The organism is Streptomyces sp. NPDC044061 (assembly GCF_056434305.1).
In genome coordinates, this window is the sequence record NZ_JBWKFL010000012.1 from 218,265 (window position 1) to 238,631 (window position 20,367).

The 20,367-nt window shown below is 74.2% G+C and carries 16 protein-coding genes; 3 read left to right on the forward strand and 13 right to left on the reverse strand.

Features of this window, described 5'->3' with window-relative positions:
- Positions 1–3 precede the first annotated feature (3 nt).
- Complete coding sequence (locus AC07CM_RS21325; RefSeq protein ID WP_478877982.1) at positions 4–1,095, forward strand: amidohydrolase family protein; 1,092 nt, start codon at positions 4–6, stop codon at positions 1,093–1,095.
- A gap of 142 nt (positions 1,096–1,237) precedes the next feature.
- A complete protein-coding gene (locus tag AC07CM_RS21330) occupies positions 1,238–2,134 on the forward strand; it encodes an SCO1860 family LAETG-anchored protein (RefSeq protein ID WP_478877983.1) in 897 nt (298 codons plus the stop codon).
- 182 nt (positions 2,135–2,316) lie between these two features.
- Here the strand turns inward: AC07CM_RS21330 and cobC are convergent, their stop codons facing one another.
- The 6 genes from cobC to cobM are packed head-to-tail and all read right to left on the reverse strand — an operon-like array spanning position 2,317 to position 8,640.
- Complete coding sequence (gene cobC, locus AC07CM_RS21335) at positions 2,317–3,390, reverse strand: Rv2231c family pyridoxal phosphate-dependent protein CobC (protein WP_478877984.1); 1,074 nt, start codon at positions 3,388–3,390, stop codon at positions 2,317–2,319.
- Positions 3,380–4,321, reverse strand: coding sequence for a sirohydrochlorin chelatase (locus AC07CM_RS21340; protein ID WP_478877985.1), 942 nt, complete (start codon positions 4,319–4,321; stop codon positions 3,380–3,382). The genes cobC and AC07CM_RS21340 overlap by 11 nt, the downstream gene beginning before the upstream one ends.
- Entirely contained in the window at positions 4,318–4,905 is a 588-nt protein-coding gene (locus AC07CM_RS21345; protein WP_478877986.1) for a precorrin-8X methylmutase, read from the reverse strand. Before AC07CM_RS21345 ends, AC07CM_RS21340 begins: the two co-directional genes overlap by 4 nt.
- The gene (cobJ, locus tag AC07CM_RS21350; protein ID WP_478877987.1) at positions 4,902–6,593 is read right to left on the reverse strand and encodes a precorrin-3B C(17)-methyltransferase; all 1,692 of its coding nucleotides are present in this window, start codon (positions 6,591–6,593) and stop codon (positions 4,902–4,904) included. Before cobJ ends, AC07CM_RS21345 begins: the two co-directional genes overlap by 4 nt.
- Positions 6,590–7,825, reverse strand: coding sequence for a precorrin-6y C5,15-methyltransferase (decarboxylating) subunit CbiE (gene cbiE, locus AC07CM_RS21355; protein ID WP_478877988.1), 1,236 nt, complete (start codon positions 7,823–7,825; stop codon positions 6,590–6,592). The genes cobJ and cbiE overlap by 4 nt, the downstream gene beginning before the upstream one ends.
- Positions 7,822–8,640 (reverse strand): precorrin-4 C(11)-methyltransferase, encoded by an 819-nt coding sequence (cobM, locus tag AC07CM_RS21360; RefSeq protein ID WP_478877989.1) that lies wholly within the window; start codon positions 8,638–8,640, stop codon positions 7,822–7,824. Before cobM ends, cbiE begins: the two co-directional genes overlap by 4 nt.
- Before the next feature lie 119 nt (positions 8,641–8,759).
- Here cobM and AC07CM_RS21365 point away from each other — a divergent pair, with 119 nt between their 5' ends.
- Positions 8,760–9,491, forward strand: coding sequence for a ZIP family metal transporter (locus AC07CM_RS21365; RefSeq protein WP_478877990.1), 732 nt, complete (start codon positions 8,760–8,762; stop codon positions 9,489–9,491).
- 14 nt (positions 9,492–9,505) lie between these two features.
- Here the strand turns inward: AC07CM_RS21365 and cobI are convergent, their stop codons facing one another.
- Genes cobI through AC07CM_RS21400 form a run of 7 tightly spaced genes read right to left on the reverse strand, consistent with a single transcriptional unit; the run spans position 9,506 to position 20,302 of the window.
- The gene (gene cobI / locus AC07CM_RS21370; protein ID WP_478877991.1) at positions 9,506–10,237 is read right to left on the reverse strand and encodes a precorrin-2 C(20)-methyltransferase; all 732 of its coding nucleotides are present in this window, start codon (positions 10,235–10,237) and stop codon (positions 9,506–9,508) included.
- Positions 10,234–11,610, reverse strand: coding sequence for a cobyrinate a,c-diamide synthase (locus AC07CM_RS21375; protein ID WP_478877992.1), 1,377 nt, complete (start codon positions 11,608–11,610; stop codon positions 10,234–10,236). The genes cobI and AC07CM_RS21375 overlap by 4 nt, the downstream gene beginning before the upstream one ends.
- Complete coding sequence (gene cobO / locus AC07CM_RS21380; RefSeq protein WP_478877993.1) at positions 11,604–12,203, reverse strand: cob(I)yrinic acid a,c-diamide adenosyltransferase; 600 nt, start codon at positions 12,201–12,203, stop codon at positions 11,604–11,606. Before cobO ends, AC07CM_RS21375 begins: the two co-directional genes overlap by 7 nt.
- Positions 12,203–14,209 (reverse strand): putative cobaltochelatase, encoded by a 2,007-nt coding sequence (locus AC07CM_RS21385; protein WP_478877994.1) that lies wholly within the window; start codon positions 14,207–14,209, stop codon positions 12,203–12,205. The genes cobO and AC07CM_RS21385 overlap by 1 nt, the downstream gene beginning before the upstream one ends.
- A complete protein-coding gene (cobN, locus tag AC07CM_RS21390; protein WP_478877995.1) occupies positions 14,206–17,856 on the reverse strand; it encodes a cobaltochelatase subunit CobN in 3,651 nt (1,216 codons plus the stop codon). Before cobN ends, AC07CM_RS21385 begins: the two co-directional genes overlap by 4 nt.
- Entirely contained in the window at positions 17,853–19,361 is a 1,509-nt protein-coding gene (locus AC07CM_RS21395; protein ID WP_478877996.1) for a cobyric acid synthase, read from the reverse strand. The genes cobN and AC07CM_RS21395 overlap by 4 nt, the downstream gene beginning before the upstream one ends.
- On the reverse strand, positions 19,358–20,302 hold the full coding sequence (locus AC07CM_RS21400; protein WP_478877997.1) for a cobalamin biosynthesis protein: 945 nt from the start codon (positions 20,300–20,302) through the stop codon (positions 19,358–19,360). Before AC07CM_RS21400 ends, AC07CM_RS21395 begins: the two co-directional genes overlap by 4 nt.
- Positions 20,303–20,367 lie beyond the last annotated feature (65 nt).

Below are 20,367 nucleotides of genomic sequence, written 5' to 3' on the forward strand. Positions count from 1 at the left end.
TGCATGAGCGATCAGGCGGTGCTGCACGTGAAGGGCCGGGTCCTGACCGGGCCCGAGGACGTCCGCGACGAGCTGTGGGTGGTCGGGGGCCGTGTCTGCTACGACCGCCCCGCCGGCGCCCGGGACGTCCGGACCGTCGAGGGCTGGGCGCTGCCCGGCCTGGTCGACGCGCACTGCCACGTCGGCCTCGGCGCGGAGGGCCCGGTCGACGCGGAGACCGCCGAGAAGCAGGCGCTCACCGACCGGGAGACCGGCACCCTGCTGATCCGTGACGCCGGTTCGCCCTCCGACACCCGCTGGATCGACGACCGCGACGACCTCCCGAAGATCATCCGGGCCGGCCGGCACATCGCCCGCACCCGCCGCTACATCCGCAACTACGCACACGAGGCCGAGCCGGACGAACTCGTCGCGTACGTCGCCCGGGAGGCCCGGCGCGGCGACGGCTGGGTCAAGCTGGTCGGCGACTGGATCGACCGCGACCTCGGGGACCTGTCCGCCTGCTGGCCCCGCGAGGCGGTCGAGTCGGCCATCGCCGAGGCCCACCGGCTGGGCGCCCGCGTCACCGCGCACTGTTTCGCCGAGAGCTCGCTGCGCGACCTGGTCGAGGCGGGCATCGACTGCATCGAACACGCCACGGGCCTGACGGAGGACCTGATCCCGCTGTTCGCCGAGCGCGGCGTCGCGATCGTCCCGACCCTCGTCAACATCGCCACCTTCCCGCGGCTCGCGTCCGGCGGCGAGAGCAAGTACCCGCGCTGGTCGGCCCACATGCGCCGGCTGCACGAGCGCCGCTACGACACCGTGCGCGGCGCGTACGACGCCGGCATCCCGGTGTACGTCGGCACGGACGCGGGCGGCTCGCTGGCCCACGGCCTGGTGGCGGACGAGGTCGCGGAGCTGGTCATCGCGGGCATCCCGCCGGTCGAGGCGCTGTCGGCTACGAGCTGGGGCGCCCGCGCCTGGCTGGGCCGTCCCGGCCTGGAGGAGGGGGCACCGGCCGACCTCGTGGTGTACGAGGCCGACCCACGGGCCGACGTACGGGTGCTGGCGGCCCCGCGCCGGGTGGTGCTGAACGGGGCCGTCGTCGAGTAAGGGAACGCGTGTGCCCGGTGATTCGAAGAGGTGTGCGGAATATCCACGTTTGAGTGAAGTAACGCAGGATCGCTGACCGTTCACCCACAGTGCGTAAAGGTTGACGGGTCCCAAGCAAGTTCCGTCTGGGGGTCCCACCGCCTTGAACAGCAAAAACTTCCGCATGCCCGCACGCCGTCTCACCACGGTGGCGACGGTCACCGCCCTGGCCGCGGCTCCCGCGGCCCTGAGCGCGAGCGCCGCGCACGCGACCGCGGACCACGGTCGCGCCTCCGCCGTCGTGCTCCGCACCGGGCTCGACGTGTCCCTGCTCGACAAGACCGTGAACGTCCCGCTCGCGGTCACCCTCAACGAGGTCCAGGCACCGCGGAGCGCCGACCGGACCGCGCTCACGGCCCGGCTCGACGGCGTCGACGGCGGCAGACCGTTCACGGTCCTCGGCGCCGAGGTCGCGGCGGCCAAGGCCACGGTGAACGGGAAGCTCGCCGAGGGCTCGGTCCGCGTCGTCCACGCCAAACTGCACGTCCCGGGCCTGCCCCTGCTCTCCCTCGTCGAGGTGGGCACGGTCACCGCCAAGGCGACCTGCGAGGCCGGGAAGACACCCGTCGCCTCCGCGAACGTCCTCGGCGCCGTCACGGTCCTGGGCAAGCGGGTCACGCTCACCGCCGGCGGCCCGACCCAGGTGAAGGTGCCGGGGGTCGGCGAGGTCCGCCTCGACGTCTCCCAGCGCCGGACCACGTCCCGCACCGCGGCCGCGACGGCCCTCGAACTCAAGGTCTCCGTCAACCCGTTGAAGCTCAACGTGGCCGAGGTGGAAGGAACGGTCACCCTCGCCAGGGCGACCTGCGAGACCCCCGCACCCGCCGAGCACCCGGTGCCGAGCCACGACCCGGCCGCCGAGGTGAAGCCCCAGGGGGCACGGGCCGACCTGGCGGAGACGGGCGGCAGCTCGGCGACCCCGTACATCGCGGGCGGCGCACTGGCGTTGCTGCTGGTGGGCGGGGGAGCGGTGACGGTGGCACGCAGGCGCAGGGGCTGAGACCACCGACGGACCAAAGGCGCCGCCACCGGACGGATCCCGACCGAGACGGCGCCTTACCGCCCGTTCGGAACGGCTGTGGGGATCGGCTGCGGTACGCCTTTCCGACCGCCCGAGAGACTGTGGGGATCGGCTGCGGGGTGCCCTTCCAGCCGACCGGGACGGGTGGGTGGGAAAGGCTCTTACGGCAGGAAAGCAGACAGCGCCCGCAAGAACCCGCTCATCGTCCCCCGGTCCCGCACAGCGACCCGCACCCACTCCTCGTCCAGCCCCGGAAACGTGTCCCCACGCCGCACCGCGTAGCCCAGCTCGCGCAGCCGCCGCCGTACAGCGGCAGCACCCGGCATACGGACCAGCACGAACGGCCCCTCCGCAGGCTCCACCACCCGCACACCGCGGGACGCCAACCGGGACAACCCCGCCACCAGATGCGCCCGGTCCGCCGCGATCCGATGCGCCGCGTGCGCCGCCTCCGCCAGCGCCCGGGGCGCCACACACGCCTCGGCCGCGGCCAGCGCCGGCGTGGACACCGGCCACAGCGGCTGGACCCGCTCCAACTCGCCGATGATCTCCGCGGGAGCCAGCACGTACCCGATCCGCAGCCCGGCCAGCCCCCACGTCTTGGTCAGGCTGCGCAGCACCACGAGTCCGGGCACGTCGGTCCGCCCCGCCAGCGCCTCCCGTTCGCCCGGCACCGCGTCCATGAAGGCCTCGTCGACCACCAACGTCCGCCCCGGCCGGGCCAGTCGGACGATCGTGTCCGCGGGATGCAGCACCGACGTGGGATTCGTCGGGTTCCCGATCACCACCAGGTCGGCGTCCTCGGGAACCGCCGCCGGATCCAGCCGGAAGCCGTCCGCCTCCCGCAGCAGCACCCGGTCCACGGTGTGCCCCGCATCCCGCAACGCCGCCTCCGGCTCCGTGAACTGCGGGTGCACCACGACCGGCCGGCGCACCTTCAGCGCCCGCGCCAGCAGCACGAACGCCTCCGCAGCGCCCGCCGTCAGCAGCACCCGCTCCACCGGCAGCCCGTGCCGCGCCGCCACCGCCGCTCGCGCGGCCCGCCCGTCCGGGTAGGCCGCCAGCGACGACAGCGATCCGGCGATCTCCTCCCGCAGCCAGACCGGAGGCGTGTCCGCGCGGACGTTGACGGCGAGATCGACCAGTGCGGCCCCGTCGTCCCGTACCTCGGCGTCCCCGTGATGCCGCAGATCGTGCCCGGTGTACCCGGTGTCCCCGGTGCCCTCAGTGCGCATGGCTGTGCGAGTGCCCCCCGTGATGGTGATGCCCGTGACCGTCCCCGTGGTGGTGCCCGTCGTCGTCCGGGTGGAAGTGCGGCTGCTGCGGAAGCCCCACCTTGTCCTCGAAGCCCGGCAGCGCGATCCGGTACACGCACGAGTCGCAGTTCATGCGCAGATCGCCCTTGACGGCCTCCGCGTACCGCTCCATCACCAGGTCCAGGAGCTCCGGCTCGGGCCCGATGACGTCCGCCGAGCGCACCTCCACCTCCGGATGCGCGGCCGCCCACCCCTCGGTCTGCTGCCGCACCCGGTCCGGCAGGATGCCGGTGAACAGGAAGTAGGGCAGGACGACGATCCGCCTCGCCCCCAGCTTCGCGCAGCGGTCGAACCCGCTCGGCACGTCCGGCGCCGCCAGCGACACGAACGCCGTCTCCACACCGGCGTACCCGCGCCCCTCCCACAGCAGCCGGGCCGCCTTGTGCACCTCGGCGTTGGCGTCCGGGTCGGTGGACCCGCGGCCCACCAGCAGCACGGTCACGTCGGCCCGGTCCTCGGGCGTACGGGCCGTACCCCCGAGGGCCTCGTCCAGCCGCCGCTCCAGCACGTTCAGCAGCGCCGGGTGCGGACCGAGCGGACGGCCGTAGGTGTACGAGATCCCCGGGTGCCGTTCCTTCTCCCGGGCCAGCGCGGCCGGGATGTCACCCTTGGCGTGTCCCGCGGACACCAGCATCAGCGGCACGGCCGCGAACCGCCGCACCCCCCGCTCGACCAGTTCGGCGACGGCCTCGCCCAGCGGCGGCGGGGACAGCTCGATGAAACCGCCCGCGACGGGCAGGTCGGGGTGGCGGCGGCCCAGTTCCCGTACGAAGTCGCGGAACGCCTCGGCTCCGGCCTCGTCCCGGGTGCCGTGGCCGGCGATGAGCAGAGCGGGCGGCGGGGTGGTCACGGGTTCTCCTCGGTGGAAATCGGGTGGTACAGCAGGGCGTTGAGCGCGGCGGCGGCGACCGCCGAGCCGCCCTTCTCGGACACGTTGCTCACGGCGGGCAGACCGCTCGCGCGCAACGCCTCCTTGGACTCGGCCGCGCCGACGAAACCGACGGGCAGGCCGATGACGAGCGCGGGGGAGGCGTCCAGGGTCAGCAGCTCCTCCAGGGCGGTCGGCGCGCAGCCGATCACCCACAGGGCGCCGGGACCCACCTCCTCGTACGCGAGCCGGATCGCGTGGGCCGAACGGGTCAGCCCCGGACCGGCCTTGGCGTCCTTCAGCCGGCAGACGGTCTCCCGCCGGGTGATGCCGGCCGCGACCATCTCCACGTCCACGACGACCGGCGCCCCGGCGTGCAGCGCCGCATGCGCCTTCACCAGGTCGTCCTCGGCCGTGACGAGGTCGCTCGCGTACTCCAGGTCGGCGGCGGAGTGGATGACCCGCTCCACCACCGCCCGGGTCAGCGGTGGGAAGTGCGAGGTGTCCAGGCGGGCGCGCAGCCGCCGGAAGGACTCCTGCTCGATGGGATGGACCACACGGTTCACCGGGCACCCTCCTGCCAGCGGTAGCCGCGCGGGGTCACCATGCGCCCGGCGATGTTCCGGGTCGCGGTGTTGCCCACGGTGACCACCGTCATCATGTCGACCGTCGCCGGGTCCAGCGCGGCGAGCGTGGTCAGCCGGCTGGACTCGTCCGGCCGCGAGGCGTTGCGCACGACACCGACGGGCGTCGCGGGCTCCCGGTGCCCGGCGAGGATCGCGAGCGCCTTGGGCAGCTGCCAGTCGCGGCCCCGGGAACGTGGGTTGTAGAAGGTGACCACGAGGTCCGCCTCGGCCGCCGCCCGCACCCGCCGCTCGATGACCTCCCACGGCGTGTGCAGGTCCGACAGGCTGATCGACACATGGTCGTGGCCCAGCGGCGCGCCCAGGATCGCCCCGGCGGCCAGCGCGGCCGTCACGCCCGGCACACCGACCACGTCGATGTCGTCGGAGGCCTCGGCGAGCGCCGGGGAGGCCATGGCGTACACGCCCGCGTCCCCGCTGCCGATCAGCGCCACCGCATGCCCCTTGCGGGCCTCGGCGACCGCCGTGCGGGCCCGCTCCTCCTCCGCGCCGAGACCCGACTCCAGCACCCGGGTGCCGGGGCGCAGCAGGTCGCGGATCTGGTCGACGTACTGGTCGAGCCCGACCAGCACGGAGGCCCGCCGCAGCTCCGCCGCCGCGCGCGGGGTGAGCAGGTCCCGGGCGCCCGGCCCGAGCCCGACCACCGCGAGCCGGCCGCGCCCCGGGCGCCGTACGACGGCACAGGTCGCCATGGCCGGCTGCCCGTCGGCACGCTCCGACTTCCGCTTGGGCACGAGGAGTTCACCGCCGCGCACCAGCGCGGACGCCTCCGCCACGGACGGGGTGCCGACGGCCGCCAGCGGCGCGTCCGACGGGTTGGGCACCGCCACGGCCGCCAGGTCGTCCGCCGAGTACGTCACCAGGGGCACCCCCAGCCGCTCGGCGGCGGCCACGATCCCGGGCTCCTCCGCCTTGGCGTCCACGGTGGCGAGTTCGGCCACGGACCTCGGGGAGAGCCCCGCCTCCCGCAGCGCGTCCTCGACCAGCCCCAGCACCTCCTGAACCGGCGCACCCTTGGAGGCGCCGACGCCGACCACCAGGGACGGCGGCCTGAGCAGCACCTCCCGCTCGCCCGGTTCGACGGCCCGGTCGGTGAGCCGGACGGTGTACGGTCCCTGCGGCGCGGTCGGCAGCGGGGGCAGCGGCCACGCCAACTCGGTCTCCAGAGCGACCGGTTCGCCGTCCAGCAGAGCCCGCGAGACGGCCGCGACCGCCCCCTCGAACGGGAACCCGAGGGTGTCCAGACCCGGCAGCCCCACGGCGTCCGTGGCGGTCGTCACCACCGGCTCGGCCCCTAGCAACGCACCCACCTCACGGGCGAGTTCGTTGGCGCCGCCGCCGTGGCCGCCGACCAGCGACACGGCGAACCGTGCGCCCTCGTCCACGCACACCACACCCGGGTCCGCCGCCTTGTCGCCGAGCAGCGGCGCGAGCAGTCGCACCACCGCGCCCGTCGCCAGGAAGCACACCAGCTGGTCGCACTGCGCGAACGCGGCCCGTACGGCCTCCCCGACCGGACCGTCGTACACCCGCGTACGGTCCGGCCAGGCCGCGGCCAGCCGGTCCCGCGCCGCCGCTCCCGCCGCGGTGGCGGAAATGAGGCCGATCACTGGGCAACTCCTTCACTCGTAGCCGGGGTTCTGACGCCCCACAGCAGGAAAACCGGATTCGTCGCCGCCAGCCGGGTCACGTCACCCGGCAGCGGTGCCAGCCGGGACGACTGCAACAGCACCCCGTTACAGGCGAACCCCGCACGCGTCAGCGCCTCGCGCGCCGCCGGCACCCGGTCCAGGGCGGCCATGGCTACGACGACGGTCCGCCGCGCCCGCCGCGCGCACGCCTCGACGACCGCGGGCAGCTCGCGCCCCCCGCCGCCGACGAACACCGCGTCGGGATCGTCGTCCAGACCGGACAGCGCATCCGGTGCCACGCCGTGCACCACCCGCACGTCGACACCGTGGGCGGCCGCGTTGGCGCGGATCCGCCCGACCCCGTCCGGGGCCTTCTCGACGGCGACGACGGCCGCGCCGAACCGCGCGCACTCCACGGCCACCGAGCCGGACCCCGCGCCGACGTCCCACACCAGGTCGCCCAGGCGCGGTCCGAGCCGGGCAAGCGCCAGCGCCCGCACCTCGAACTTGGTGATCATCGAGTCCCGGTGCGCGTACTCGCTCTCGTCCAGCGCCCACCGGTCCGGCCGCGCGGGCACCCCGGCGACCGTGCGCACGGCGCCGAGCGCCCGCGCCTCGTCCAGGCACAGCACCACGCTCACCGCCGCACCCCAGTCCCGGGCCGCGGCCTCGGCCGGCGTCACCCGCTCCACGCGCTCGCGCCGCGGGTCGCCGAGCGCGCTCGCCACCACCAGGACACGGTCGTCGCCGAGCGCGGCTCCCAGCTCGGCGGGCCCGGCCCCGGGGCCGGTCAGCACCGCCACCTTGGGACGCGCCCGGCACACGTTGACCGCCGTGCGCAGGTCACGCCCGTGCGCACTCACCACCACCGCGTCGTCCCACGGCAGCCCGACCCGCGCGAACGCGGTCGCCACCGACGACACCCCGGGCCGCACGTCCAGCCGCCCGGCCCCGAACCGCTCGGCGAGCGCCCGCACGATCCCGAAGAAGCCGGGATCCCCGGAGGCCACCACGACCACCGGCAGCTCCTTGCCGACGTACTCCCCGATCGTCTCGAGGGCGGGCGCCAGCGGCCCGAGCACGACACGCTCGGCGCCCTCGGGCAGCCGTGCGGCGTCCAGGTGACGCCGCCCGCCGACCACCAGCGAGGCCCCGGCGAGAACGTCCTCGGGGACCGGCGTGCCCGTCCCCGCACCGACGACCGTGATCAACTCTTCGCCCTCTGTTCGCGCAGTGCCCGCCGGGCCTCGGGGTCGGCCTTGCGGTACCCGTGGAAGTGACCGGGGTGGTACAGGTGCGACCGGGTTCCGTGGGCGTCCAGCGCCGGGCCGACCAGGAAGAGGGTGTGCTTCCAGAGCCTGTGCTCCTTGACCGTCTCCTCCAGCGTGCCGATCGTGCACCTCACGACCAGTTCCTCCGGCCAGGTCGCCTGGTACGCGACGACGACCGGTGTGTCGGTCGGGTAGCCGCCCTCCAGCAGCTCCCGCACCAGCTGGCCGCTGCGCGCCGCCGACAGGAAGACCGCCATGGTGGTCCCGTGCCGGGCGAACTCGCGTACCTCCTCGCCCGGCGGCATCGGCGTCTTGCCGCCGCCGAGCCGGGTCAGCACCACGGACTGGGCGACCTCGGGGATGGTCAGCTCGCGCTGCGCGAGCGCGGCGACTGCGGAGAAGGACGAGACGCCCGGCACGATCTCCGTCGCGATCCCGAGCTCGGCGCACCGGTCCAGCTGCTCCTGCGTACCGCCCCACAGCGCCGGATCGCCGGAGTGGATCCGCGCGACCCGCAGCCCCTCGGCGAGGGCCCGCCGGTAGACGGCCACGACGTCCTCCAGGGACATGGTGGCCGAGTCCAGGATCTCCGCGTCCTCGCGCGCGTGCTCGAGAACCTCGGCCTGGACCAGGCTCGCCGCCCAGATCACCACGTCGGCCTCGGCGATCGCGCGGGCCGCGCGGAACGTCAGCAGGTCGGCGGCGCCGGGGCCGGCACCGACGAACGTCACCTTGCCGGTGGGGGCATCGGCCATGGGAAGGGGTCCTCTCGTACGGAAAAACGCAAGTCGGAATCGGTGAAATGTCAGGGTCTGGGGGAGTGCGGGCGACGCCGGATGTGCGCGAAGGCGCCTCCATCGGATAGCAAGGGCCCATGGCGGTCTTCGTCGCGCTCGGCGCGTTCCTGATGACGCTGGCCGGCGGCTGGACGGCACAGCGTGTGACCGACCGTCGGCACCTGGTCCTGGGACTGGCCGGCGGCCTGATGCTGGGCGTGGTCGGCCTGGACCTGCTCCCGGAGGCGCTGCACGCGGCCGACCGCGAGATCTTCGGCGTGCCCGCGGCTCTGCTGCTGTTCGTGGCCGGATTCCTGCTGGCTCATCTGGTGGAACGCACGCTGGCCGCCCGCCAGGCCGCCCACGGCGGCGACGAGCACCAGCACCGGGCGCCCGAGGTGGGCCTGACGGCGGCCGCCGCGATGGTCGGCCACAGCGCCATGGACGGTGTGGCGATCGGCGCGGCCTTCCAGGTGGGCGGCGGCATGGGCACCTCCGTCGCGCTCGCCGTGATCGCGCACGACTTCGCCGACGGCTTCAACACCTTCACCATCACGAGCCTGTACGGCAACGCGCGGCGACGGGCGATAGGCATGCTCCTCGCCGACGCCTGCGCACCCCTGGCGGGCGCGCTGTCGACCGTGTTCTTCCGCATCCCCGAACCGGTGCTCGGCGGCTATCTCGGCCTTTTCGGCGGCGTGCTGCTGTATCTCGCCGCCGCCGAGATCCTCCCCGAGGCCCACCACGAGCACCCCGCCCGCTCCACCCTGCTGTGCACGGTGGCGGGCGCCGCCTTCATCTGGCTCGTGGTCGGCTTCTCCGGCGGCTGACCGTACCGGCCGACTCACAGCTTCCCGCCCCGCCCGCCGTCGCGCCGCGGCGGCGCGATCAGCGTGGAGAGGTACGGCAGCGGCGCCCCGTCCAGTTCGGCGGCCGGCCGCACCGACTCCTCCGGCAGCCCGAGCGCCGAGCCCCACACGGCGTCCCCGATCCGCCCGGTCTCCCGCAGCGCCTCGGCGACCTCGGCGGCCTGCCGCCCGAACTTGTACGCCACGACGGTCCCCGGCCCGGCCAGTGCCTCCTTGAGCACGGCGGAGCCCGCCGTCACCGGCACCAGCGTCAGCGGCTCGGTCCCCTCCGTCAGCACGGCGCCCGACCGCGCGGCCAGGTCCTGCATGGCGGTGATCCCCGGCACGGTCTCCACGGCGACGCCCGGCACCAGCTCGGCGATCGTCTGCGCGAGATAGGTGAACGTCGAGTACACGTTCGGATCCCCGATGGTGGCGAAGGCGACGGACCCGTGCCTGCGCAGCAGCCCGGCGACCCGCTCACCGGCCGCGTCCCAGGCCGCCTCGCGCCGCGCCCGGTCGATCCGCTCGTTCAGCGCGAACACCACTCGGACGACCTTGTCCTCGGGCACGTAGTGCAACACGGTGGCCTCGGCCCGACCCCGCTCGAGGGTGTCCATCACGGGTACGACGACGACGTCGGCCGCGCGCAGCGCGTTGACCCCCTTGACCGTCACCAGCTCCGGGTCACCGGGACCGACCCCGACACCGATCAGCCTGCTGCTCATGACGTCCGGCACCTCTCCACGAACCGACGGGCCACACCGGGCTCGGACGCCCAGTGCGTGTGCAGATAACTCGCGTGCACGCCCTGCTGTACAAAACCTTCGACCCGCCGCACGGGCGCCGGCACGCCCCAGGCGGGAGCGGCCCCCGCCCCCGGCTCGACGACGGTGCGGTGGAACTCGTGCCCGCGCATCCGCGTGCCGGCGGCGGCCAGCACACTGTCGCCGACGGCCACGGCGTCCCGATAGCCCAGCGTCAGCCGATCGCTCATGCGCGCGGTCGCGTCCAGGACCCCGCACATCGGCTGCCCGTCCAGCTCCCGGCACAGATAGAGCAGCCCGGCACATTCGGCGGCCACGGGAGCACCGCTCAGCGCCAGGCCAGCGACGGCCCTGCGCAGCGGTTCGTTGGCGGACAGCTCGCCGGCGTAGACCTCGGGGAAACCGCCGCCGATGACCAGCCCGGCCGTGCCCTCGGGCAGTTGCTCGTCCCGCAGGGGATCGAAGGTGACGACTTCGGCACCGGCGGCGGTGAGCAGTTCGGTGTGCTCGGCGTAGGAGAAGGTGAACGCGGGACCACCGGCGACGGCGACCACCGGCGCCCGCCTCTCCGCCGGCCGAGTCGGGTGGTGGGTGGGCGAGGCGGGGGTCCAAGGGGCGGAGCCCCCTGGCAGGGGACCCGCGGCACGGGCCAGTGCTTCCAGCGCGTCCAGGTCGCACCCACCCGACACCTGCTCAGCCATCGCGGCAACGGCCTCCACCGCCGCCGATTGCCGTTCGGCAACCGGCACCAACCCCAGATGCCGCGACGGCGTCTCCACGGGCGCCGCCCGCCGCAGCACGCCGAGCACCGGCACCCCCGCCGAGTCCAACGCCTCCCGCAGAAGCGACTCGTGCCGGTCGGAGCCCACCTTGTTGAGGATCACGCCCCCGACCCGCACCTCCGGATCCCAGGAGGCGAACCCGTGCACCAGCGCCGCCACCGACCGCGACTGCGACGACGCGTCCACGACCAGCACCACCGGCGCCCGCAGCAGCTTGGCGACATGGGCGGTGGACGCGAGTTCCCCCTCGCCGGCCGCCCCGTCGTACAACCCCATCACACCCTCGACGACCGCCAGATCACAGCCCCGCGCCCCGTGCAGGAACAGCGGAGCGACCAGCTCGGGCCCGCACAGATACGCGTCGAGGTTGCGCCCCACGCGCCCGGTGGCGAGCGCGTGGTACCCGGGGTCGATGTAGTCGGGCCCGACCTTGTGCGGGGACACGGCGAGCCCCCGCGCGGCGAACGCGGCCATCAACCCCGTGGCGACGGTGGTCTTGCCGCTGCCGGACGAGGGCGCGGCAATGACCAGCCGGGGCACGGAAATCACCACTCGATGCCCCTCTGACCCTTCTGACCCACGTCCATCGGGTGCTTGACCTTGGACATGTCGGTGACGAGGTCGGCGAGGTCGACGAGCTTCTCCGGCGCGTTGCGGCCGGTGATCACCACGTGCTGGGTCCCCGGCCGGTTCCGCAGGACGTCCACGACCTCGTCCGTGTCCACCCACCCCCAGTGCATCGGGTACGCGAACTCGTCGAGCACGTACAGCCGGTAGGTCTCGGCCGCCAGGTCGCGCTTGACCTGCTCCCAGCCCTCCCGGGCCTTCTCCTCGTTGTCCATCTGCGCGTCCCGCTGGACCCAGGACCAGCCCTCGCCCATCTTGTGCCAGTCGACGGTCCCGCCCTGCCCGGACGCGCCGAGCACCCGCAGCGCGTTCTCCTCGCCGACCTTCCACTTCGCGGACTTGACGAACTGGAACACCCCGATCGGCCAGCCCTGGTTCCAGGCGCGCAGCGCCAGCCCGAACGCGGCGGTCGACTTGCCCTTGCCGATGCCCGTGTGGACGACGAGCAGCGGCCGGTTGCGCCGCTGCCGGGTCGTCAGCCCGTCCTCCGGGATCACACTCGGCTGCCCCTGAGGCATTACGCGGCCCTCCTCGAAGTCCCCTGCACGTCCCTGACCAGCCCGGCGATCGAGTCGGCCCGCAGCTCGTCCAGCGTGACGGCGGTACCGCCCAGTTCACCCGCGAGCTGCCCGGCGAGCCCGAGCCGCACCGGCCCCGACTCGCAGTCCACGACCACCGATGCGACACCCTCGGCCGCGAACAGCCGCGCCGCCCGCCCCGCCGACACGACCGGCTCCGGGCCGCCGGTGGCCCGCCCGTCGGTCACCACCACGACCAGCGCCCGTCGCGCTGGATCGCGCAGCCGCTCCACGCGCAGCACCTCGTGCGCCCTGAGCAGCCCGGCCGCGAGCGGGGTACGCCCGCCGGTCGGCAGCGACTCCAGCCGGGCCGCCGCCGCGTCCACGGAGGAGGTCGGCGGCAGGGCCACATCGGCGGAGGCGCCCCGGAAGGTCACCAGGCCCACCTTGTCCCGCCGCTGGTAGGCGTCCAGCAGCAGGGACAGCACGGCACCCTTCACGGCGCCCATCCGCTGCCGCGCCGCCATCGACCCGGAGGCGTCGACCACGAACAGCACGAGGTTGCCCTCGCGCCCCTCCCGGGTCGCCTGCCGCAGATCGTCCCGGCGGATCACCAGTCCCGGCCCGGACCGGCCGCGCGCCCGCTGGTGCGGGGCGGCCGCCTGCACGGTGGCCGCCAGGTGCAGCTTGGTCAGCGTGCCCCGCGGCCGCCTGGCCCCGGTGGTCCGCCCGTGCTCGGTACGCGCCCGGGAGCGCCGGCCGGCGGCGCCCTCGCCGAGGCCGGGCACGCTCAGCACCCTCGTGCGGAACGGCTCGGCGGCGCGTACCGCCGACTGCTCCTGCGCGCCGGAGGCCTGCGGCTGTCCGCCCTCACCGGTCTCGGGCCGTGCGGCGCCGCCGCCGTCGTCCTGGGGGCCGCTGTCGGGTGCCGGCTGCCCACCGCCGCCACCGGGTCCATCGGGGCCGGGGTCGGGGTCGGGATCGTCGTCCTCGGAACCCCCGAACTGCTCCAGGGTCTCGTCCAGCTTGTCCTCGTCCAGGCCTGGCGCGTCGAACGGATTGCGGCGCCGCCGGTGCGGCAGCGCGAGCAGCGCGGCCTGCCGGACGTCCTCGGCGAGCACGTCCGTCCGGCCGGCCCACGCGGCCAGCGCGGTCGCCGTGCGCGCCATGACGATGTCGGCGCGCATGCCGTCCACCTCGAAGGCCGCGCAGGTCGCCGCGATCTGCCTGAGCGCCGCGTCACCCAGCCGCACCTGCGGCAGCAACTGCCGTGCGGCCACGACCCGGTGCCGTACGGCGGCCTCCTCATCGGCCCAACGCGCCGCGAAACCAGCCGGATCGTCGTCGTAGGCGAGCCGCCGCCGTACGACCTCCACCCGCTGGTCCGGCTCCCGCGAGGCCGCGACCTCCACGGTCAGCCCGAACCGGTCGAGCAACTGCGGCCGCAGCTCGCCCTCTTCGGGGTTCATGGTGCCGACGAGCAGGAACCGGGCCGCGTGCCGCACCGAGACGCCCTCGCGCTCGACGTACGAGGCACCCATCGCCGCCGCGTCCAGCAGCAGGTCGACGAGGTGGTCGTGGAGCAGGTTCACCTCGTCCACGTACAGGATCCCGCGGTGCCCGTCGGCCAGCAGGCCCGGCTCGAACGCCTTCACGCCCTCGGCGAGCGCCCGCTCGATGTCGAGCGCGCCGACCAGCCGGTCCTCGGAGGCGCCGACGGGGAGCTCCACCATCCGCGCCGGACGCGCCGTACCGGCTCCCGGCTCGTGCGGGCCGTCCGGGCAGGACGGGTCCGGTGCCGCCGGGTCGCAGGAGAACCGGCAGCCGGGCACCACGGCCACCTCGGGCAGCAGCGCCGAAAGGGCGCGCACCGCCGTGGACTTGGCGGTGCCCTTCTCGCCCCGCACCAGCACACCGCCGACCGCCGGCGAGACGGCGTTCAGCAGCAGCGCCAGCCGCAGGTCGTCCTGGCCGACGACGGCCGTAAAGGGGAAGGGGGTGGTCACTGGTCGCCCTCCAAGTCGCCTTCCAGCTCCAGGTACGTGGCGCGCAGCCGCTCCAGCGTGTCCGCGTCCGGCTCGGCCCACAGCCCGCGGTCCGCCGCCTCCAGCAGCCGCTCGGTGATCCCGCGCAGCGCCCACGGGTTGGACTGCTTCATGAAGTCCCGGTTCTCCGGGTCGAAGACGTACTCCGCGCTGAGCTTCTCGTACATCCAGTCGTCGACCACGCCCGCCGTGGCGTCGTAGCCGAACAGGTAGTCCACGGTCGCCGCCATCTCGAAGGCGCCCTTGTAGCCGTGCCGGCGCATGGCGGCCATCCAGCGCGGGTTGACCACCCGGGCCCGGAACACGCGGTGCGTCTCCTCGCCGAGCGTGCGGGTCCGCACCTGGTCCGGTACGGCGGAATCGCCCACGTACGCCTCGGGGTTGGCGCCGGTCAGGTGCCGGACCATGGCGACCATGCCGCCGTGGTACTGGAAGTAGTCGTCGGCGTCGACCAGGTCGTGCTCACGGGTGTCGACGTTCTTCGCCGCGACCGCGATCCGCTTGAAAGCGGTCTCCATGTCCCCGCGCGCCGCCCGCCCGTCGAGCCCGCGCCCGTAGGCGTAGCCGCCCCACACCGCGTACACCTCGGCGAGGTCGGCGTCGGAGCGCCAGTTGCGGGCGTCGATGAGCGGCAGCAGACCGGCGCCGTACGCGCCCGGCTTCGAGCCGAAGATGCGGGCCGTCGCGCGCCGCCGGTCACCGTGCCCGGCGGCGTCCTCCTCGACGTGCGCCCGCACATAGTTGGACTCGGCCGGCTCGTCCAGCTCGGCCACCGCCCGCACCGCGTCGTCGATCAGCCCGACCACGTGGGGGAACGCGTCCCGGAAGAAGCCGGAGATGCGGACCGTGACGTCGACGCGCGGCCGTCCCAGCTCCGCCGGGGCAATCACCTCGAAGCCCGTCACCCGGCGCGAGGCGTCGTCCCACACCGGACGGCAGCCCAGCAGCGCCAGGATCTCGGCGATGTCGTCGCCCTGGGTGCGCATCGCCGACGTGCCCCACACCGTCAGGCCCACCGACTTCGGGTACTCCCCGGTGTCCTGCAGATACCGCTGGACCAGCGAGTCGGCGAGCGACTGCCCGACCTCCCAGCTCAGCCGGGACGGGATGGCCTTGGGGTCGACGGAGTAGAAGTTCCGGCCGGTCGGCAGCACGTTTACCAGACCCCGGGTCGGGGAACCCGAGGGGCCGGCCGGGACGTAACCTCCGTCCAGGGCCCGCAGGATGTGCCCGATCTCGTCGGTGGTCCTCGCCAGCCGCGGCACCACCTCGGCGCAGGCGAACTCCAGCACCGCCACCGCCTCCCGGACGTCGGTGCCGAGCACCTCGCGCACCAGGGCGCCGCTGTCCGCGACCGCCCAGCCGCGCGCCTCCATGCCCTCCGCGATCCGCCGGCACAGCTGCTCCAGCAGGTCGATCGCGTCGGCGGCGGTACGCGACGGGCCCTCCACGAGGTCCGTCAGCTCCACCGGCACCTTCACCGGGGCTCCCGGCTCGGTCAGCAGTTCCTTCTCCTCCAGCCCGAAGTGGGCCGCCAGCGAGGCCCGCAGCCCCGGCAGCGCGTTCGCCTGCCCGCCCCACACCTGGGAGGCGCGCAGCACGGCAAGCACGAGGTTCACCCGCGGCTCGCCCACCGGGCCGCCGCCGAGGATGTGCAGACCGTCCCGGATCTGCACGTCCTTGATCTCGCACAGATAGCCGTCGATGTGCATGACGAACTCGTCGAACTCGTCGTCGTCCGGCTGCTCGGCCACGTGCAGGTCGTGGTGCAGCTCGGCCGCCTTGACCAGCGTCCAGATCTGCGCCCGCACGGCCGGTGCCTTCGCCGGGTCCAGATCGGAGACGAGCGCGTACTCGTCCAGCAGCTGCTCCAGCTTGGCCAGGTCGCCGTAGGTGTCGGCGCGCGCCATCGGCGGCACCAGGTGGTCGACCACCGTGGCGTGACCGCGCCGCTTGGCCTGCGTTCCCTCGCCGGGGTCGTTGACGATGAACGGGTAGATCAGCGGCAGCTCGCCGAGGACCGCGTCCGGTGCGCAGCCGGCGCTCAGCCCGAGGCCCTTGCCCGGCAGCCACTCCATCGTGCCGTGCTTGCCCATGTGCACGATCGCGTCCGCGCCGAAGCTGTCGTCCAGCCAGCGGTAGGCCGCCAGGTAGTGGTGCGACGGCGGCATGTCGGGGTCGTGGTAGATCGCGATCGGGTTCTCGCCGAAGCCGCGCGGCGGCTGGATCATCACGACCACGTTCCCGAACCGGAGCGAGGCCAGCACGATGTCGTCGCCGTCGACGTACAGGCTGCCCGGCGGCTCGCCCCACGCCTCGGTCATCCCGTCCCGCAGCTCCGGGTCCAGCTTCTCGAACCACGCCCGGTAGTCGGCCAGCGGGACCCGCGCGGGCGCCGCCGCCAGCTGCTCCTCCGTCAGCCACTCCACGTCGTGGCCGCCGGCCTCGATCAGCCGGTGGATCAACTCGTCGCCGCCGGAGGGGTATTCGGTGAGCGAGTAGCCGGCGTCCCGGAGCGCGTCCAGCACCCGCACCGCCGAGGCGGGCGTGTCCAGGCCGACCGCGTTGCCGACCCGGGAGTGCTTGGTCGGGTAGGCGGTGAACACCAGCGCGATCTTCTTCTCGGCGTTCGGCTTGTGCCTCAACCGTGCGTGCCGTACGGCGATTCCGGCGACCCGCCCGGCCCGCTCGGGGTCGGCGACGTACACGGGGACCTCGTCCGGACCCTGCTCCTTGAAGGAGAACGGGACGGTGACGAGCCGGCCGTCGAACTCGGGGATCGCGACCTGCATCGCCGCGTCCATGGGGGAGAGAGCGGCGTCCGACTCGTCCCAGGCCGCCCGCGAGGAGGTGAGGCAGAGCCCCTGCAGCACGGGGATGTTCAGCTCGGCGAGCGCCCCGATGTCCCAGGACTCCTCGTCGCCGCCCGCCGATGCCTGCGAGGCGTGCGTGCCGCCGGCCGCGAGGACGGTGGCGACCAGGGCGTCGGTCTGCCCCAGCAGCTCGTACAGCCCGGCGTCCGCGCCGCGCAGCGAACCGCAGTAGACGGGGAGGGCGTTGGCGCCACGCGCCTCGATCGCCTCGCACAGCGTGTCCACGAAGGCGGTGTTGCCGCTCAGCTCGTGCGCCCGGTAGAAGAGCACGCCCACGGTCGGCCGGCCGTCCCGCCTCTCGTACGTGCCGTGCACCCCGTACTCCGGCATCTTCCGGGGCTCCTCGAACCCCTCGCCGGTCAGCAGCACGGTGTCGGAGAGGAACCGGGCCAGCTCGGTCAGGTTCGCGGGGCCGCCCTCGACCAGGTACTTCAGCGCCTCCGCCACGACACCCGCAGACACCGAGGACTCGGCCATCAGCTCGGCGTCCGGCACGCTCTCGCCGCCCAGCAGCACGCTCGGCACACCCGACGCCCTCAGCGCGGCGAGCCCGTCCTCCCAGGCGCGCCTGCCACCCAGCAGCCGCACGACGGCGATGTCCGCGCCCTCGACCAGGCCCGGCAGTTCCTGCGTGACGTCCACCCGGGTCGGGTTGCCGATCCGGTAGCCGGCGCCGGAGGCCCGGGCCGCCAGCAGATCGGTGTCGGCGGTCGACAACAACAACACTGTGCTCATGCGGGCGCTCCCGGTGGAATGAAAGGCAGTCCTTGTGGCGCGCCCGACTCGATGAGCCGCCAGAGCGCGTCCGTGTCCGCGTGCTGTTCGATCAGGTCGCCGAGCCGGTCGAGCTGCTCCTCGCGCAGCGCGGCGAACGAGGTGTCGGGGGCCGGTACGAAGCGGCGCCCCGCGGCGGCCGCCACCTCGCGCAGGAAGGCCCGCCGGAAGCCGTCCGACTCCAGGGAGCCGTGCCAGTGGGTGCCCCAGGTCTGTCCGACCCGGCAGCCGTCCAGGAAGGGCTCTCCGCCGGTGACTTCGGCGATCCCGTGGTGGATCTCGTACCCCTCGACCCGCTCGCCGAGGGCCTCCCCGGCCGGCCGGGTCAGGGTCTTCTCGCGGGCGAACCGCACCCGGACGGGCAGCAGTCCGAGCCCGGCCACCTCCCCGGCGCGCGACTCGACCTCGTCGTCGATGAGCTCGCCGAGGACCTGGAAACCACCGCAGACGCCCAGGATCGGGCGCTCCTGCGCGGCCCTCCCGACGAGGGCGTCCGCAAGGCCCCGCTCCCGCAGCCACTGCAGCGCCCGCACGGTCCCGCGTGTGCCCGGGACCACCACCAGGTCGGCGTCGGCCAGTTCCTCCGGCCGGTCCACGAACCGCACCACGACACCCGGTTCGGCGGCCAGCGCGTCGACGTCCGTGAAGTTGGACATGAGCGGGATCGCGCAGACGGCGACCCGCAGCACGTCCTCGCCGGCCGGGGGAGCGACGGTGGACTCCCGTACGGTGCCGCGCAGCGAGACCCGCAGTCCGTCCTCCTCGTCGATGCCGAGCCCGTGCCGGAACGGCAGCACGCCGTAGGTGTGCCGCCCGGTGAGCCCGTGCAGCATGTCCAGGCCCGGCTCCAGCAGCGTGACGTCCCCCCGGAACTTGTTCACCAGGAACCCGGCGACCAGCTCCTGGTCCTCGGGCGAGAGCAGCGCGACGGTCCCGAAGAAGGAGGCGAAGACGCCCCCGCGGTCGATGTCCCCCACCACCAGCACGGGCAGCCGCGCGTTCCGCGCGATCCCCATGTTCACGATGTCCGTCCGCCGCAGATTGATCTCGGCCGGGCTCCCCGCCCCCTCACAGATCACCGCGTCATACGTGCCCCGCAACTCGGCCAGGCACTCCAGCACGGTGCCGAGCAGCCGCTGCTGGCGCCCGCCGTGGTAGCCGCGCGCGCTCAACTCGCCCACCGGCCGCCCCAGCAGCACCACCTGGCTGCTCTGCTCGCCGCCCGGCTTGAGCAGCACGGGGTTCATCAGCGCGGTCGGCTCGACCCGGCAGGCCTGGGCCTGCATCGCCTGCGCCCGCCCGATCTCCGCGCCCTCCCGCGTGACGAACGAGTTGAGGGACATGTTCTGCGCCTTGAAGGGCGCCACCTTGACGCCCTGGCGCACCAGCCACCGGCAGATCCCGGCCGTCACGACGCTCTTGCCGGCGTCGGAGGTGGTGCCGGCGACGAGGAGACCACCGTTCACTTCGCACGTCCCTTCACGAGTCGGCGCGCGGCGACCGTGACGCCGAGCGCGAGCAGGCCGACGCGGCGGGAGAGCCGTACGGCCCGGTCGATGTCGGTGACCTGGACGGCCCGCCCGGTGTCCCCGTTGAGGACGGGCCGGTGTTCGACGCGGCCGCCGTAGGAGAGCGTCCCGCCCAGCCGCACCCCGAGGGCACCCGCGAACGAGGCTTCCACGGGCCCGGCGTTGGGGCTCGGATGCCGGTGCGCGTCGGTCTTCCAGGCGCGCAGGGCGCCACGGGGATCGGGTCCGGCCGCCGCGGCGAGCACGGCGGTCAACCGCGCCCCCGGCCACCCGGCGACGTCGTCGAGGCGCGCGGAGGCCCAGCCGTAGCGGCGGAAGCGGGGCGACTTGTGCCCCACCATCGCGTCCAGGGTGTTGACGGCCCGGAACCCGAGCAGCCCGGGGACCCCGCCCACGCCGCCCCACACCAGAGCGCCCACGACGGCGTCGGAGGTGTTCTCGGCGACCGACTCGACCACGGCCCGGGCGATACCGTCGGCGTCCAGCGCCTGCGGGTCGCGGCCGCACAGATGCGGCAGCCGCGCGCGGGCGGTCTGCACGTCGCCGGCCTGCAGGGCGCGTCCGACGGTCCGGGCCTCCCGGGCGAGCGAAGTGCCCCCGACCACGGCCCAGGTGGCGGCGGCGGTCAACGCGACGGTGGCGGTGGGAGAGCGGCGTACGGCCCGCTCGGCGAGAGCCCCGAGCGCGACGGCGCCTCCGGCGCACACGCCGGTGTGCAGCGCCCCCCACCCGCGGTGGTCGCGCCACAGCACGCGTTCCACGGCCCCGGCGGCCCGCCCGAACGCGGCGACCGGATGCCCACGGCGTGGATCGCCGAGGAGCAGGTCGCCGAGAAGGCCGGCGGCGGCGCCGTACGCGTAAGTGCGATCGGCACCCATCGGGTCAGCCGGCCGTGGGGGCAGGCAGGGCCCGGTTACTGAACCTCGATCGGCAGCCGCGCATG

Excerpts from the sequence above, each read along its gene's own strand:
- AC07CM_RS21325 (WP_478877982.1), top strand. The coding sequence starts at position 4 with ATGAGCGATCAGGCGGTGCTGCACGTGAAGGGCCGGGTCCTGACCGGG.
- cobC (WP_478877984.1), bottom strand. The coding sequence starts at position 3,390 with ATGCGCACTGAGGGCACCGGGGACACCGGGTACACCGGGCACGATCTG.
- cobM (WP_478877989.1), bottom strand. The coding sequence starts at position 8,640 with ATGGCCGATGCCCCCACCGGCAAGGTGACGTTCGTCGGTGCCGGCCCC.
- AC07CM_RS21365 (WP_478877990.1), top strand. The coding sequence starts at position 8,760 with ATGGCGGTCTTCGTCGCGCTCGGCGCGTTCCTGATGACGCTGGCCGGC.
- cobI (WP_478877991.1), bottom strand. The coding sequence starts at position 10,237 with ATGAGCAGCAGGCTGATCGGTGTCGGGGTCGGTCCCGGTGACCCGGAG.
- cobO (WP_478877993.1), bottom strand. The coding sequence starts at position 12,203 with ATGCCTCAGGGGCAGCCGAGTGTGATCCCGGAGGACGGGCTGACGACC.
- cobN (WP_478877995.1), bottom strand. The coding sequence starts at position 17,856 with ATGAGCACAGTGTTGTTGTTGTCGACCGCCGACACCGATCTGCTGGCG.
- AC07CM_RS21400 (WP_478877997.1), bottom strand. The coding sequence starts at position 20,302 with ATGGGTGCCGATCGCACTTACGCGTACGGCGCCGCCGCCGGCCTTCTC.